Origin of the sequence: Ruminococcus sp. YRD2003 (assembly GCA_900109435.1) — a bacterium.
GTDB classification, from domain to species: domain Bacteria; phylum Bacillota; class Clostridia; order Oscillospirales; family Ruminococcaceae; genus Ruminococcus; species Ruminococcus flavefaciens_G.
In genome coordinates, this window is sequence record FNZT01000007.1 from 33,888 (window position 1) to 49,496 (window position 15,609).

Annotated in this window: 10 protein-coding genes and 1 pseudogene; all 11 read left to right on the top strand. The window is 50.2% G+C overall.

Features of this window, described 5'->3' with window-relative positions; translation table 11 throughout:
• The first annotated feature begins 80 nt into the window (after positions 1-80).
• The 11 genes and pseudogenes from BMX22_RS06485 to BMX22_RS06535 all read left to right on the top strand — a co-directional run bounded on the left by BMX22_RS06485 (position 81) and on the right by BMX22_RS06535 (position 15,478).
• The gene (locus tag BMX22_RS06485; protein ID WP_031559540.1) at positions 81-1,166 is read left to right on the top strand and encodes a helix-turn-helix domain-containing protein; all 1,086 of its coding nucleotides are present in this window, start codon (positions 81-83) and stop codon (positions 1,164-1,166) included.
• Between the two features lie 453 nt (positions 1,167-1,619).
• A pseudogene (gene ftsE, locus BMX22_RS06490) lies at positions 1,620-2,288 on the top strand (cell division ATP-binding protein FtsE); the annotation flags it as partial.
• A 152-nt stretch (positions 2,289-2,440) separates the two neighbouring features.
• Positions 2,441-3,346 (top strand): permease-like cell division protein FtsX, encoded by a 906-nt coding sequence (locus BMX22_RS06495; RefSeq protein ID WP_074741671.1) that lies wholly within the window; start codon positions 2,441-2,443, stop codon positions 3,344-3,346.
• Positions 3,347-4,134: 788 nt separating this feature from the next.
• Entirely contained in the window at positions 4,135-5,490 is a 1,356-nt protein-coding gene (locus BMX22_RS06500; RefSeq protein WP_074741672.1) for a murein hydrolase activator EnvC family protein, read from the top strand.
• A gap of 378 nt (positions 5,491-5,868) precedes the next feature.
• A complete protein-coding gene (locus BMX22_RS06505; protein ID WP_074741673.1) occupies positions 5,869-7,032 on the top strand; it encodes a S41 family peptidase in 1,164 nt (387 codons plus the stop codon).
• Positions 7,033-7,345: 313 nt separating this feature from the next.
• Complete coding sequence (locus BMX22_RS06510; protein WP_074741674.1) at positions 7,346-8,059, top strand: ABC transporter ATP-binding protein; 714 nt, start codon at positions 7,346-7,348, stop codon at positions 8,057-8,059.
• A complete protein-coding gene (locus BMX22_RS06515) occupies positions 8,046-11,438 on the top strand; it encodes an FtsX-like permease family protein (protein ID WP_074741675.1) in 3,393 nt (1,130 codons plus the stop codon). Before BMX22_RS06510 ends, BMX22_RS06515 begins: the two co-directional genes overlap by 14 nt.
• An 83-nt stretch (positions 11,439-11,521) precedes the next feature.
• Positions 11,522-12,196: a response regulator transcription factor gene (locus BMX22_RS06520; RefSeq protein ID WP_074741676.1), complete on the top strand. Its 675-nt coding sequence runs from the start codon at positions 11,522-11,524 to the stop codon at positions 12,194-12,196.
• Positions 12,193-13,182, top strand: a complete 990-nt coding sequence (locus tag BMX22_RS06525) for a sensor histidine kinase (protein WP_074741677.1) — start codon at positions 12,193-12,195, stop codon at positions 13,180-13,182. Before BMX22_RS06520 ends, BMX22_RS06525 begins: the two co-directional genes overlap by 4 nt.
• A gap of 423 nt (positions 13,183-13,605) precedes the next feature.
• Positions 13,606-13,767, top strand: coding sequence for a hypothetical protein (locus BMX22_RS16390; RefSeq protein WP_177172980.1), 162 nt, complete (start codon positions 13,606-13,608; stop codon positions 13,765-13,767).
• A gap of 97 nt (positions 13,768-13,864) precedes the next feature.
• Positions 13,865-15,478: a recombinase family protein gene (locus tag BMX22_RS06535; RefSeq protein ID WP_074741679.1), complete on the top strand. Its 1,614-nt coding sequence runs from the start codon at positions 13,865-13,867 to the stop codon at positions 15,476-15,478.
• Positions 15,479-15,609: the final 131 nt, after the last annotated feature.

Below are 15,609 nucleotides of genomic sequence, written 5' to 3' on the forward strand. Positions count from 1 at the left end.
GCTTGTCTCTACAGGCTCGCAGTTTGAACGATACCTTTGAAAGCGGAAACAATCATAAAATTAAAAGAAGGGTGCAAATTATGTCAAACAGATTATTTCAGGGCTTAGTTCATCAGATGCGCGATACTATCGACGCTACTATCGGCGTTGTCGACGAGACAGCCACTATCATCGCCTGCAGCGACCTTACCCGCGTGGGCACTACCAATGAGTTCGTTTCTCTCGACCTCAGCGATTCACACGATATCTTCATCCGCGACGGCTTCACCTACAAGCCCTTCGGCTCCCGTGTCAAGCCCGACTATGCGGTATTCGTAGAGGGCGTTGACGACGCTGCTGCAAAGTATGCTTCGATACTCGCTATCACCCTCTCCAATATCAAGCAGTACTACGACGAGAAGTACGACCGCAACAACTTCATCAAGAACGTTATCCTCGACAATGTCCTCCCAGGTGACATCGTCATCAAGGCAAGAGAGCTCCACTTCAACGCCGAGATAAGCCGCGCTGTTTTCCTCATCAGGATAGTTTCGGCAAACGATATCTCCGCTTATGACGTTATCCAGAACCTCTTCCCCGACAAGAACAAGGACTTCGTCTTCAACATCACCGAGTCCGATATCATTCTCGTCAAGGAGCTCAAGAGCACCGTCGATTCCAAGGACCTCGAAAAGCTCGCTCGCTCTATCGCCGATACGCTCAGCAGCGAGTTCTATACCCGCGTGAACGTTGGTATCGGTACTGCCGTTGTAGGCGTAAAGGACCTCGCACGCTCGTTCAAGGAGGCTCAGATGGCTCTCGAAGTCGGCAAGGTATTCGACACCGACAAGGTCATCGTGAGCTACGATAACCTCGGTATCGCTCGCCTTATCTACCACCTCCCGACAACTCTCTGCGAGACATTCCTCCATGAGGTGTTCAAGGTGGGCTCTATCGACTCGCTCGACCACGAAACGCTGTTCACTATACAGAAGTTCTTCGAGAACAACCTCAACGTGTCCGAGACTTCGAGAAAGCTCTTCGTTCACAGAAATACCCTCGTTTACAGACTTGAAAAGATCAAGAAGCTCACAGGTCTCGACCTCCGCGAGTTCGACCACGCTATCATCTTCAAGATCGCGCTCATGGTCAAGAAGTACCTCTCGGCTAACCCTGTTAAGTTCTGATGTAGGGGCGGATATCATCCGCCCGACAATTACACGCATATTCACGGAACGCCGAGGGTGACTCCCCGCAGTGCGGGGAGATGTCAGCGAAGTTGACAGAGGGGACGGGCGCCAGTTAGGCGGCGTTCCCTACACAATACCATCGTAGGGGCGCATTACAGCAAAGCTGCATATAGCATCACAATCCAAATCAAAGATTTGGTGTGCTGCTTATCCGTGCGCCCGCGAAAGAAAATGAACACTAATAAACGGGCGAGCGGAACTCGCCCCTACAAAACAAAAACATACGCAAGGGCGGATAGTATCCGCCCCTACACGTTGTTGCAGCCATTTTATTGTATGGCACGGACGCCCGAAGGGCGCCCCTACAAAAATTATCGCCGCAAGGCGATACCAATAGCTAAAGGCTAATGGCTTCAAACAGACACATGAACAATAAGGAAGGTGTAACCTTTGGTAGAGCTTCAGAACGTGTCCGTGACCTATTCAAGCGGCGTTGACGCACTGAACAACGTCAGCCTGAAAATCAACGACGGCGACTTCGCTTTCGTCGTTGGCTCATCGGGCGCGGGAAAAAGTACCATGATAAAGCTTCTCCTCAAGGAGATAGACGCTACGAGCGGAGTTGTCACCGTCAACGGCTACAATCTCGGCAAGCTCAAAAAGAGGAAGATCCCCGAATTCCGCCGCACTCTCGGCTTCGTTTTTCAGGACTTCCGCCTCATCCCGTCAATGACCGTGTACGAGAACATCGCTTTCGTTCTCCGCGTCATCGACGCTCCGCTCAAATATATCAGAAAGAGAGTCCCATACGTTATCAGTCTGGTGGGGCTCCACTCCAAGACCAACTCATACCCCGACGAGCTCTCGGGCGGTGAAAAGCAGAGAGTCGCTATCGCGCGCGCGCTCGTCAATGACCCTCAGCTCATCATCGCGGACGAGCCTACGGGTAATATCGACCCCGAGCTCTCCTACGAGATAGTCGAGCTGCTGAAAGGCATTAACGACCAGGGTACTACGATACTCATGGTCACTCACGAGCATGACCTCGTTCGTCACTTCGGCGGACGTATCATCAATATCACGGGCGGCGAGATAGTATTCGACGAGGTCATCTCGGGCGTGGACGAAGTCCTCCCCGAGGAGGAGCTCGCTCAGGCTATGTCGGAAGCCGCCGCAGTCAGCAATACGGGTAATATCGTTCTCCCCGACCAGAGGATAGTGACTCCAAGCGGCGGATTTGCAGACACCAACGGAAACGGAGGTGTTCAGCAATGAAGATAAGCGGTATCAAATACCTCGCAAATCAGGGTATCGAGAATATCTGGAAGAATAAAATGATGGCTTTCGCGACGTTCTGCGTACTGCTCATTTCCCTCCTGCTCGTCGGTGGCTCGGCTCTGTTCTACTTCAATATGAACTCGATGATACTCGGCCTCGGCAATCAGAACGAGATTGCCGTTTACCTCGACCCAGCTACGGAAGTCCTGCGAGTTCAGCAGATACAGGCGCAGCTCCAGAATATGGATAACGTTGACACTGTTGAATATATCTCCAAGGAGGAAGCATACAACCGTATGCAGAACCAGATACAGCAGGGCAAGGCTATCTTCGACTACATAGACAGCTACGAGTTCATGCCCGACGGCTTTAAGGTGACTGTCCTCAACAACGACCACATTGAAGAGACTACTCTCGATATCGGCAGGATAGAAGAGGTCCAGAGCGCAAGTTCGTCACCGCAGGTAGCGGAATTCCTCCGCGAGCTGAGAAAAGTAGTTTCGGTGATCGCTATCGCTGTCATCATCGCGCTGTCGGCTGTCTCGATGATAATGATCTCCAATACCACCAAGGCGAGCGTCTTCGCACGCCGCGAGGAAATTCAGATAATGAAGTACGTTGGTGCAACGAACTCCTTCATCAGGTTCCCCTTCTTCGTTGAGGGTATGGTGACGGGCTTCTTCGCAGGTGCAGGTGCGTTCTTTATCACTATGGCTGTTTACCGCTCCATATTCCGCATACTTATGGAGCAGGGCACGCTCATGCGTGCATTCGGCGTGGGAAGCATCATCCCCTTCGAGAGGATCCAGCTCTGGGTGGCGATCGCTTACCTTGTGGTAGGTTCGCTCGTCGGCGCTGTCGGAAGCGTTGTCAGCACACGCCGTCATATCGACGTTTAAACGAACTTTTTTGTAGGGGGCGATGCTTACATCGCCCCGCGTAATAAAATGCCGTTAATTATTCGTGCGGAACGCCGAGGGCGGCGTTCCCTACGCAATCGGTCATTGAACATTTTGTAGGGGCACTTTCCGAGCGCCCGCATACAGACGACTTCATTTCGGGCGAGCGGAACTCGCCCCTACATACAATGCGTATCAACGGATATTCCGTAGGGGCGTCCGTGAGCTAAAGAAAAACTTGCGGAACGCCGAGGGCGGCGTTCCCTACGCAATCGGTCATTGAACATTTTGTAGGGGCACTTTCCGAGCACCCGCATACAGACGACTTCATTTCGGGCGAGCGGAACTCGCCCCTACATACAATGCGTATCAACGGATATTCCGTAGGGCGCCCTTTGGGCGTCCGTGAACTAAAGAAAAAATTGCGGAACGCCGAGGGCGGCGTTCCTTACGCAATCGGTCATTGAACATTTTGTAGGGGCGCTTTCCGAGCACCCGCATAAAGACGACTTCATTTCGGGCGAGCGGAACTCGCCCCTACATACAATGCGTATCAACGGATATTCCGTAGGGGCGCCCTTTGGGCGTCCGTGAGCTAAAGAAAAACTTGCGGAACGCCGAGGGCGGCGTTCCCTACAATATGATATCCAACGACCATTACATATCCGCGAATCACGTACCGAGGTACGTGGTCGGCGGACGTGCAATACGTCAGAAAACCGAAAATACGGGACGCCGTGAACGCCGTCCCCTACATAAAAATACGAAAGGGAGTAAGTTCATCAGATATGAGAAAGCTTACAGTAACAAAGAAGATCCTCACGTTCCTGTGCTGTGCTGCCGTATCGGTCGGAGCTGTAGCAGCATATCCCGCTGTGACGGACAACTGTCAGGACGCCTCCGCTAAGACCATACAGGAGATACAGGAGGAGCGCAAGGCTAATAATGAGAAGATCGCCGCTCTTCAGCTGGAGATAGACAGCCTCGAAGGTGACAAGAACAACGAGCGTGCCTATCAGGAAAGCCTCAACAAGCAGATAGGCTGCATTCAGGACAATATCAACCTCCTCAATCAGGAGCTCGATACCATTGCTACCGATATCAACGCCACTCAGGGCAACATTTTCCTCCTCGACGAGGACATCAATACTCAGCAGGAGGAGATAGACAGCAATATCGAACTCTTCAAGCAGCGTCTCTGCGCTATGTATATCAGCAGCAACGAGTCGTCTGCGTCCGTTATCCTCGGCTCTGACAGCTTCTACGACATGATGTCGCGCGTACAGATGATAAACCGCATCGCCGAGTACGATGACGAGCTCATCGAGAATATCCTCGGCGAGATCGATGCGCTCGAACAGTCCAAGAGCGAAATGGAAACCGAAAAGCTCTCACTCGAGATGAAGCTCGAAGAGCAGGAAAAACGTAAAAAGGAAAAGGCGGACGAGGTGGCTGTCCTCAATACACAGCTAATGAAGACTCAGTCCGAGATAGACCGCCTCGCACGCGAGCAGGCTGACCTCGAACGCGACAAAGCCGCTGTCGAAGCCGATAACGCTGCTCTCGCAGCCGAGCAGGCTGAGATAGAGGCTGAGATAGCAGCTGCGGCTGCCGAGGCTCAGCGCCTTGAGGAGGAAAGGCTTCGCTCGCTCCAGCAGCAGAGCGGCGGCTATACCAGCAATTACACAGGCCCTATGAACTTTACTGTCAATTCCGGTGCGGCAGGTCTTGCCTGGCCTGTTCCCGGTCACAGCGGCATAACGAGCTATTACGGCTACCGCTGGGGTACTTTACACGGAGGCATAGACATAAGCGACGGTGGTATCATGGGAGCTCCTGTCGTGGCTGCACGCTCCGGAACTGTCATAAGAATGAACAACTCATGCAGTCATAACTACGGAAAATCAAGTTCCTGCGGCTGCGGAAACGGATACGGAAACTACGTTGCCATATCCCACGACGGCACCTACTCGACCCTCTACGGTCACCTCACGTCTGCGGCAGTCTCGGTCGGCGACTACGTCGAGCAGGGACAAGTGATCGGCTACGTCGGCTCGACAGGCTGGTCTACAGGCGAGCATCTCCACTTCGAGGTATACGTCAACGGCGTCCGTCAGGACCCGATGGGCTACGTCAGCCCGTAACGCTCTGAAATGAATCGTAGGGGCAGCGTCCCGCCGCCCGCAAGGAAATACCGAAAATGTGATGATTCGGGCGAGCGGAACTCGCCCCTACACACAATGCGTATCAACGGATATTCCGTAGGGGCGCTTTCCGAGCGCCCGCAAAAGAAAACGAACGCGCATATTCGGGCGAGCGGAACGCCGAGGACGCCGTTCCCTACGCAAACACCTTTATCAGACATTTTGTAGGGGCCGCCTTTGGCGGTCCGATAGTTTCGCGTATGCCTGCGGACGCCCGAAGGGCGCCCCTACACAAACACCTTTATCGGACATTTATTAGGGAACGCCGCCTTCGGCGTTCCTTTTCGATGTTCAAATCCACAAAGAAAGTGATAACCTATGAATAAAAAGATAAGCCTCGGTCTTGCGCTCAGCCTTATCGCAGTCTCAATGGCGGTGACCTTCATACTTACCTCCTTCTTCTCGCTGCAAAGCTTCAACAAGAAGGTCGTCGACGTTACCGAGAAATCAAAGAAATATACCTCATTGCAGACACTCGACGGCTATATCCGCGAGAACTACTACGGCGATATCGACGAAAACAAGCTCAGCGACGGGCTCATGAAGGGCTATGTCTCGGGTATCGGCGACAAGTACAGCCGCTACCTTACCGCCGCTGAATACCTCACCGAAAAGAACGAGAACTCCGGTGAGCTCGTCGGTCTCGGTCTTACACTCGCCGAGGACGCGAGCGGTTATATGCGTATCTCCGAGATAATGGAGGACTCCCCTGCCTTCGATTCCGGTCTGCTCGACGGCGACATCATCACTGCTATCGACGGGCTCGACGTCAAGGAGGCAGGCTTCAGCGAGGCTATGGACGCTATGCGCGGCACCGAGGGCTCGCCCGTGACGCTGACCGTCCGCCGCGATGGCAAGGAGCAGGAATACTCCTTCGTGCGCCGCTCTATCGAGATAAAAACTGTCAAAGCGGAAATGCTCGGCAGTCAGATTGGCTATATAAAGATAACAGGCTTCAAACAGAATACGCCTCAGCAGTTCATAGACGCTCTTGAACGGCTCACTACAAACGGTGCTAAATCGCTTATCTTCGACCTCCGCGGAAACGGCGGCGGACTTATGACGGCACTTCAGGAATGCCTCGACCCGCTCCTCCCAGAGGGCGTTATCGCTGAGGCCGAGTACAAGGACGGCCACACCGAAACTATAATCTACTCCGACGAATCAGAGCTCGACCTTCCTATGGTGACTATCGTGGACTCCGATACAGCCAGCGCTGCAGAGTTGTTTGCAGCTTCCCTGCGCGATTTCCGCAAGGCTCCCGTCGTGGGCTCGCAGACCTACGGCAAGGGCGTTATGCAGGAAACAAACGAAATGGAGAACGGCGGTGCGGTCATACTCACTGTGGCTCGCTACAGAACGACTGTTTCCGACTGCTACGACGGTATCGGTCTTACGCCTGATTATCAGGTCGAGAACGAGGACGAAAACGTCGACGCCCAGTACAACAAGGCTGTGGAGCTCCTTCTTACAAGTGAATGATTTTAAGCCAGCTCCGCTCAGAATATGAAAAAGCCCGATACAGTAAGGACTGTATTCATACAGAAGCAATACGGATATTTATTGAGGGAAACCCTTTTGAAAAAGGGTTCTTCCTCAATGCTCACGGTCCTTAACGAAGAAAACATACTAAAACCGAATAGGACAACAATCCCGATACAGTAAGTGTCGGGATTTTTCTTTGTCAGTATAATAAATGAACTGTTGTGTAAAGATGACAAAACTGTAAGATTCAGATAATGGCTTTGTCATATAAACGTGCTATAATAGAATCAAAAGAACAGGAGGTATCGTTATGGAACTGTTAAAAGTTGAAAATCTTTACAAGGTATACGGTAAAGGTGAAAATGAAGTCAAAGCGGTGGACGGTGTGTCGTTCAGTGTTCCGAAGGGGCAGATGGTCGCAATTATCGGAGCGAGCGGCTCGGGGAAGTCCACGCTCCTTCATATGATCGGTGCAGTTGACCGCCCGACCTCCGGCAAAATCTATCTTGACGGGCAGGATGTATTTCAGCAGAACAACCGTGAACTTGCAATTTTCCGCAGACGGCAGGTCGGGCTGATCTACCAGTTCTACAATCTGATTCCTGTTCTGACTGCCGAAGAAAACATTACGCTTCCGATTATGATGGACGGCAGAAAGCCGGACAAGGAACACCTCGAAAAAACACTCGATATGCTCGGACTGAAAGAACGCAGAGATCATCTTCCTTCGCAGATGTCAGGCGGTCAGCAGCAGCGTGTCTCCATCGGCAGAGCGCTGTTCACCTCGCCGCAGGTTATTCTCGCTGACGAGCCGACAGGCAACCTCGACAGCAAGAACAGCGCTGAGATCATGGAACTGTTTCGCCGCTCTAATAAGGAGTTAAAGCAGACTATCATCATTATCACGCATGATGAGAAAATAGCCGAGCAATGCGACAGGGTCATTGTACTGAGTGACGGCAAGATCATATCGGACGAGGGCAATTCCACACATGGGGAGGCTGACAGCAATGATGAGATATGAAAGCCTGCTTGCTTCCAGATATATCAAAGTGCAAAAGCGGCAGTCGGTATTTACCTGTGTCAGCATCATCGCTGCTGTGGCGGTCATTACGATGATCTTTACTCTTTACGGCGTGTGTATGAACTGTCTCAAAAACGCCTTTTACAGCAGTGCGCCGTATCATCTGGTTTTCAGCGAGCTGACCGAAGAACAGGGCGAAGCAATGGCGGATTTCGAGGAAGTCCGCTCTGTGAAGCTCAGCCGCACACAGGACGGCACTGTTAGGGCTGCTGTGTTATTCGGCAGCGATATCGGCAATCGCGAAACATGGCTGATGAATGCAGCCGAGCAGATCGGCGCGTCTCAGCAATATCAAAGAAGCAAAAACAACAGTATGCACGGCGCCTATGAATGGAACGACAACCTCATGATGATAGACGGTATTGGTGACGGCGCACACCTCTTCAAGCTGCGAATCTTCTGTATCTTCTTCATTTTTGCCGTGCTTATCGCATTTGCGCTTCGTCTCATTATCGACACGGCGTTTGAAGTCTCGTCAAAGGAGCGTGAGCGTCACTACGGCGTTTTGCAGTCCATCGGCGCAACGCCCGAGCAGATCGTCAGGATCATCACCTACGAAGGACTGCGGCTGTGTATCATCGGTGTACCATTCGGACTAATGGCGGGTATCGGGCTTGCATATTTGATGTATAACGTACTGCTTGCATCGGGACTTTCCGATCTGTTTCAGGGAATGACAAATGCTAAGATCTATCTGCCGTTCAGCATTGACTGGAAAATGCTGCTTGTTGCAGCAGCAGTCGGCGTGGTATGGGTATTTCTCTCCGCTTACGGCGTTGGAATGCGCATCATCAAAAAGACACCTATGGAAGCAATTACGACTCGTGCAAACAATGTGGAGAATGTCAAGCGGCACTCTCTTTCGGGATTGCTGTTCGGCGTTTCAGGCAGTATAGCTTCCCGAAATGCAAGGCGGCAGAAAAAGCGCTTTGTCATCACGGTGCTGACGCTGACCGTTTCTATCACAATGTTTGCGCTGTTCACATCTATCGCAAACACTGTTGAAAAGAGCTTCCTCACCTATCAGACAAGCTATCTGTACGGTGAGGATATGAGTTATGATTATTCCGCAGACATCGGAAATAACAACCGCGACATATCGTTTGAGGACTCCGTGCAGCAGCTTGCAGACAGCGGATTATTCAAGGATATCAGCGTGGAAGTCATGGAACAGTATTCGCTTGAAGACTCAAAGCAGAAGCTCATTGTCCGCTATCTCAACAGAGAAGCCTATGCGGAATATTTCGGCAACAGTACATCTGTCAGCTATGACGAGCTTGTCCGCACGGGCGGGTATGTGTTAAATCAGGAAAGCAAGGATTCGTCGGAAGTATCGGAAGCGATAATGCAGGACACCTTGCAGATCAATACCTCGCGCAGAACGCTTCCTGCCGGACTGGACACATCAGGTATGATGAACAATGAGCTTTCTAAGGTCTGTGAATATGACGAACCGCAGGCACATGAAGTCAGCGTGCTCGGGAATGTAAACCGCAAGCAGGACGGTGCTGTGCTGTTCGGTGCGATCGAAACCTACCAAGACATTGCCGAAGAGTGGTACGGGGATAATATCTACGGAATTTCCGCTGCGTTTTCCTACAACGGCAAGGGCAATTACAATGCTGCCGACCACAAAAAAGCTCTGGACTGGTTCAAGGAGCATTCCGATACGGTCAGCCTCGAAGCCGATCTCTACGAAACAAGGTGGAAAACGCAAAATTTAATGGCGTCCGTCAGAGCAGGTGTGATGATACTGAATGTGCTCATTGCGCTGGCGGCACTCATCAATCTGCTGAACATTATCTCTACGGGCATTGCAAACCGCCGCAGTGAGCTGGCATCCCTGCAATGCATGGGCATGACAGACAGACAGCTTGACCGCATGGCGATGATCGAATGTCTGCAATTTACGGGAGCGGCAGCGATCATCTCGGCTCTGATCTGTGCAATCATCATTTTTGGCACGAAATTCGGTATGACTGCACTCATCAATGCTTCCATGGTTGACGAGAGTGCGGGAACCAGAAAAATGTTGATTTCTATGGTTCAGATCGATCCTGTCAAGCCGTTTGTCCGGATTGTCCTCTCTTCCATTGCCGCATTTGCAGCAGGCTGTGTCACATCGCTTGTGATGCTGAGAACGCAGAACACAGAGAGCCTCTCCGACCAGATCAGAGGTTCGGAGCTAAAGCTCGACACGAAGAGATCGCATATTCTCCGAAACAGTGTGATAGCAGTTCTGAGTGCAGTTGTTATCGCTATCACAGGACTGCGTACCTATTCTGTTGTATCGTATTTGCAGGACAGGAAAGAATACGAAAAGGCAGGCTATCTCAACCTTGTGGACTCAAACGGCTTTAAGATGAACGTTTACTCCACTGGTGCGGAACACGGCAGGCATACTATTGTCGGGCTTGCAGGACAGGCAAGTTATGCCTTTCCTGTTGAGACGGCTGAGCTGAACGAGCTGCTCGGCAAGGAGAATACTCTCGTTTATCCCGACCGAGCAGGCTACGGATTCAGCGGCGATTCTCTGAAACCGCGGACCGTGGAACAGATAGTCGAGGATTACCGCACGGGACTGAAAAATGCAGGCTTTGAAGCACCTTATGTGCTGATGGCACATTCCATCGCCGATTTTTATGCGCTGTACTGGGAAATGCAGTACCCCGATGAAGTGGAAGCGATAGTCATTCTTGACGGCTCGATTCCGCCGAAAAGCGAACTCTGGCAAACCTATACCGTCGAGGAGGAATTCCCTTCCGAAGATGCAGGACGTACAGCTATGCGCAGACTGGTCCTGCGTACATGGCTCGGGATGAACAGACTCTTTCCCGATAGGAACTACGACGGCGGAGCAACACAGGGCGCTGCGACATTTTCAGAAGAGCAGCTCAGACTTTCAAAGCTATGCAATAACCGCTTCTGGACTGCCGCCTTTGCTTCAGAAATATTCCTTGAAAAGCAGGAGGTAACGCATATGGGAGAGATCCTGCACCCGACCGACACCCCGAAGCTCTATTTCTCCACGCTCTACACCTGCGAAGCAGATGTACGTGCTTCACTTGAACGCATGAAGGCGGATCATGAGGCAGAAGGCAAGGCGTTTAATACTGATCCTGAAACTGCCGCAAGAGCAGAATGGAAACAGATAGAATGGGAGATAGAACAAGCCCAAACAGAAGAGGACGATTTTATGGATAAGATCGGTAATTGCAGGCTGGAATACGTTGCGGGTGACCATGGCATTTTCTACGCACAGGAGCCTGAACAAATAGCAAACTCCATACTCGGCTTCCTTGCAGAGACAACAGAATAACACGAAGCGGACGGTTTTCCTGCCGTCCGCTTGCATTCATAAGAGTTTAATGATATAATATAACATGATCGGAGGTGACGGAAATGCCGAAAATTCTGCTTATAGAAGACGATGAACAGCTTGCGAGATTTCTTATGAGATTCCTCAATTCTGAGGGCTATACCACAGATTATGCAAACGGACAAAAGGGCGCCATGCGCCTGTTTGAAGAAAACGCATATGACTGCGTGCTGCTCGATATTTCTCTGAAGGACGGCAACGGATACTCAGTCTGTGCTGCGATAAAGGCGCAGAACGATACCCCTGTAATATTCATAACAGCATCAGCAGACGAAGCCTGCACTGTCGCCGGATTTGAGATAGGAGCAGACGATTACATCGGAAAACCATTCGGCACACGCGAGCTGCTTGCACGTATGAAAAATGTCATGCGCAGGGCACAGAAGACCTCTCCGCTTTTGCGTTGCGGCAATGTGACGATAGACCCGATCAAGGGCATTGTCCGAAAAAATGGCAGCGAGATAGCAATGTCCGCGCTCGAATACCGTCTGCTGCTGGTATTCTTCTCCAACAAGAATCAACTGCTTTCCCGTGACAGGCTTGCGGAGGAGCTTTGGTCGCTGACAAAGGAGTTCATTTCCGATAACACACTGAGCGTTTATATTCGCCGTCTTCGTGAAAAAATCGAAACAGAACCACAGGATCCGCATATCATCGTCACTGTCAGAGGTCTCGGCTACAAGGCGGTGGATGAATGAGAGATAAAAAACGCAGGCTTATCAACATTCTCCTGACCGCCGCAGGAGCCGCAATCTGCACATTTTTCAGTATCCCGTGCGCCGTTACAGTCGTCATCACATCGGTGGCTTTTATGCTGTTCTATGAGGTGATTCTCTCCCAAAGACGGGATCAGGTTATGAAGCTGTGCGATAACATTGACCGTATCCTTCGCAGCGATGACATCATCTCGTTTGACGAATACAAAGAGGGCGAGCTGAGTGTGCTTTCTGCGGAAATTCATAAAATGACGATTCGTCTGCGCGAGCAGAATGCAGAGTTGAAAAACGAAAAGCAGTTCGCAAAAGAAGCACTGGAGGACATCTCTCACCAGCTGCGCACACCGCTTACTTCCGTCATGATGATACTCGGACTTATGCGCTCCTCCGACCTGACGGACACGGAACGCGTTGAGTATCTGCGCGACCTGTATGAGCTGCTGGCACGCATGAAATGGCTCATAGAAACCATGCTGAGCATTTCAAGCATAGAAGCCAATGCGGTAAAATTCGAAAAGAACACGGTTTCATGCCGCGAGCTAATAGAAAAGTCTGTTGAAATGGTATCGGTAATGGCAGAACTGAAAGGCGTGGAGATCAGGACAAAAATCAATGAAGACCCCGAATTCATCGGCGATATGCATTATACATCCGAGGCAGTCGTGAACCTGCTGAAAAATGCGATCGAACATACACCCGAAGGCGGCATGGTCACTGTGAGCGCAAAGGGCAGCAATATAGCGACAGAGATCACGATAACCGATACAGGCGAAGGCATACCTGAAGCGGAACTGCCGCATATATTTGAGCGTTTCTATCGTTCTTCCGAGTACACGAAAAACGGATTCGGTATCGGTCTTGCATTTGCAAAAAAGGTCATCTCAGCACAGGACGGAAGCCTGAAAGCATCCAACCGCAAGCCTCACGGTGCGGTATTTGATATTCATTTCTACAAAACGACAATATAAAACAGGCAGATTTTCATTCTGAGAAATATCTGCCTGTTTTGTTACAGTTACCACACAAATACTATTGGCAAAGAAAAAGTGGCGGCGGTGACAAAAAGTCTTCCCTTTTGGGAAGACAAGCATCGCAGACGGCATTCCACCCTGCCGCTGAAACGGGAGAACCCGTGCCCATTTTTGGTTTGCAGGAAAAAGGCTGGCGTCAAATCGCCATCCAATTCACCTCGGACGGGCAGTGCCCGCCGAAAAATCGGAACTTACAGTATTTGCAAATTGAGGTCAAAATAAGAAAACGAGAAAAATCTTGGGGTCAGAAAAAGAAAAAACTACAATTATCGCCTATAATCAGGGAGGTGTGACCGGAGTCAGAGATTCTTTTAAAACTGAATAGTAAGTTTGAAAAAGTGTGACGTGAAAGGAGTTCATATGAAATCTGAAACTAATGAAAAAAATCTTTGCGTTGACAAGAAGATTACCATTAACGGACAAACCTTTGACGTGACGCTTGTTTTCAAACCTCCTGAAAAGCCGAGCGAAACCGTTGAGGATAAGATCAAACACTTGATAAACGGCGACAGGATCTGCTGAAAAAGTTCTGGACTTTCAAGCCGAGTAGTGATATACTGTGGGTGTATCCTATTCGGTTTGATTCCAAGAAGCAGCCGCTTCGGAACAGGAGGATATGATGAGAGAATCAAACACGGAACAGATAACAGCGCTCTATTGCCGTCTCAGTCAGGAGGACTTGCGTGCAGGAGAGTCGCTGTCAATTGAAAATCAAAGACTTATGCTGAAGGAATACGCAGACAAGAACGGCTTCCGCAATTGTCAGTATTACGTCGATGACGGTTACAGCGGCACCGATAACACACGTCCCGAGTACGTTCATATGCTAAGCGATGTTGAGAATGGATTGGTCGGAACTGTAATTGTGAAAGACCAGTCGAGACTTGGACGTGATCACTTGGAGACAGACAGGCTCATGGAGTTGGTGTTCCCCGCTTATGATGTTCGTTTCATTGCGGTAACTGACAACGTTGATAGCGCGAACGGGTTTAATGAGATGTCAGGTATCAAAAACTTGTTCAACGATATGTATGCCCGTGACTGCTCGAAGAAGATACGTGCAGTGCAGCGAGCTAAAGGTGAGCGAGGAGAGCGCGTCGGAACAACAACTCCATACGGCTATATGAAGGACGAGAACAAACATCTGATGCCAAATCCTGAGACCGCACCTGTCGTCAAGCGGATATTTGAAATGAGTGCTGAGGGTAAAGGTGTCCGAAAGATATGTGACATACTGACCGCAGATAAGGTTCTTACTCCGAGCGCGTATGCGGCACGAAAGTCGGGTAAGCAGAAAACAAGCTCGCCGTACCGTTGGTCGCTGAAAACGGTCAGGGAGATGCTGAAGAATCGAATCTACTGCGGCGACACGGTCAACTTCAGCACATACACAAAGTCCTACAAGCTCAAAAAGACGCTCAAGAATGAGCCTGAGAATATGCTTATCTTTGAGGACACGCATGAAGCAATCATTTCGAGAAAGTTGTTTGATGTCGTACAGAAGCACTATGAGGGTAGAAAGAAATCGGACAAGTATGGCGAGACCGACAAGTACGCTGGTTTCCTTTACTGCGCGGAGTGCGGTTCAAAGCTCTACCTACACCGAGCGAGAACGCTTGACCCGAAGAAGAATAACTATATGTGCGGCGGCTATCAAAGCCGTGTCACGGACTGTACCGCTCACTACATTCGAGAAAAGGTGCTTGACAGTATTGTACTTCGGTATCTGAGACAGGTAGTCGGATACGCACGAGACAAATCCGATGAGTTTTATGCAATGGCAATGGCAAATGGTGAGGTTGAAGCTCAAAAGCAGTTTAAGGAGAATGAAAAGCTTAGAAGCGAATATGAATCCAAAATTAGTCAGCTCGACAATGCGATACAGCTTCTATTCATGGACAGGTCAAACGGAAAGATCACGGATGAGCGCTACGATATTCTCTCCGCTAACTTCGAGAAGGAGCAGTCAGAGATAAAAGCCAAGCTCAGCACTCTCGATTCTCAGATGGACAAGATGAAAGTGCGAGAGAAGTGTGTCAGAGACTTCATTAACAACGCCAAGCAGTACACAGAGATACATATGCTCACTCCTGAGATACTGAAAACTTTTATCTGGCGCATCGAGGTCTACGAAAAGGCAGTCAAGCATTCAAGGACTTGCGGTAATCACATAGTCATCTACTTCACATTCATGCCCGACAAGGCAATAGCTATTGACAGGATGATATCCTAGAATGGTGAAATTATAACCCTTTAATAACAAAATCTCCGAGGGACAATCCCTCGGAGATACCATACATATTAATGTTCGTTAAGGAACGTGAGCAATTAATATCAGTATTGCTTCTGTATGAATACAGTCCT

Excerpts from the sequence above, each read along its gene's own strand:
- BMX22_RS06485 (WP_031559540.1), top strand. The coding sequence starts at position 81 with ATGTCAAACAGATTATTTCAGGGCTTAGTTCATCAGATGCGCGATACT.
- BMX22_RS06495 (WP_074741671.1), top strand. The coding sequence starts at position 2,441 with ATGAAGATAAGCGGTATCAAATACCTCGCAAATCAGGGTATCGAGAAT.
- BMX22_RS06500 (WP_074741672.1), top strand. The coding sequence starts at position 4,135 with ATGAGAAAGCTTACAGTAACAAAGAAGATCCTCACGTTCCTGTGCTGT.
- BMX22_RS06505 (WP_074741673.1), top strand. The coding sequence starts at position 5,869 with ATGAATAAAAAGATAAGCCTCGGTCTTGCGCTCAGCCTTATCGCAGTC.
- BMX22_RS06510 (WP_074741674.1), top strand. The coding sequence starts at position 7,346 with ATGGAACTGTTAAAAGTTGAAAATCTTTACAAGGTATACGGTAAAGGT.
- BMX22_RS06515 (WP_074741675.1), top strand. The coding sequence starts at position 8,046 with ATGATGAGATATGAAAGCCTGCTTGCTTCCAGATATATCAAAGTGCAA.
- BMX22_RS06520 (WP_074741676.1), top strand. The coding sequence starts at position 11,522 with ATGCCGAAAATTCTGCTTATAGAAGACGATGAACAGCTTGCGAGATTT.
- BMX22_RS06525 (WP_074741677.1), top strand. The coding sequence starts at position 12,193 with ATGAGAGATAAAAAACGCAGGCTTATCAACATTCTCCTGACCGCCGCA.
- BMX22_RS16390 (WP_177172980.1), top strand. The coding sequence starts at position 13,606 with ATGAAATCTGAAACTAATGAAAAAAATCTTTGCGTTGACAAGAAGATT.
- BMX22_RS06535 (WP_074741679.1), top strand. The coding sequence starts at position 13,865 with ATGAGAGAATCAAACACGGAACAGATAACAGCGCTCTATTGCCGTCTC.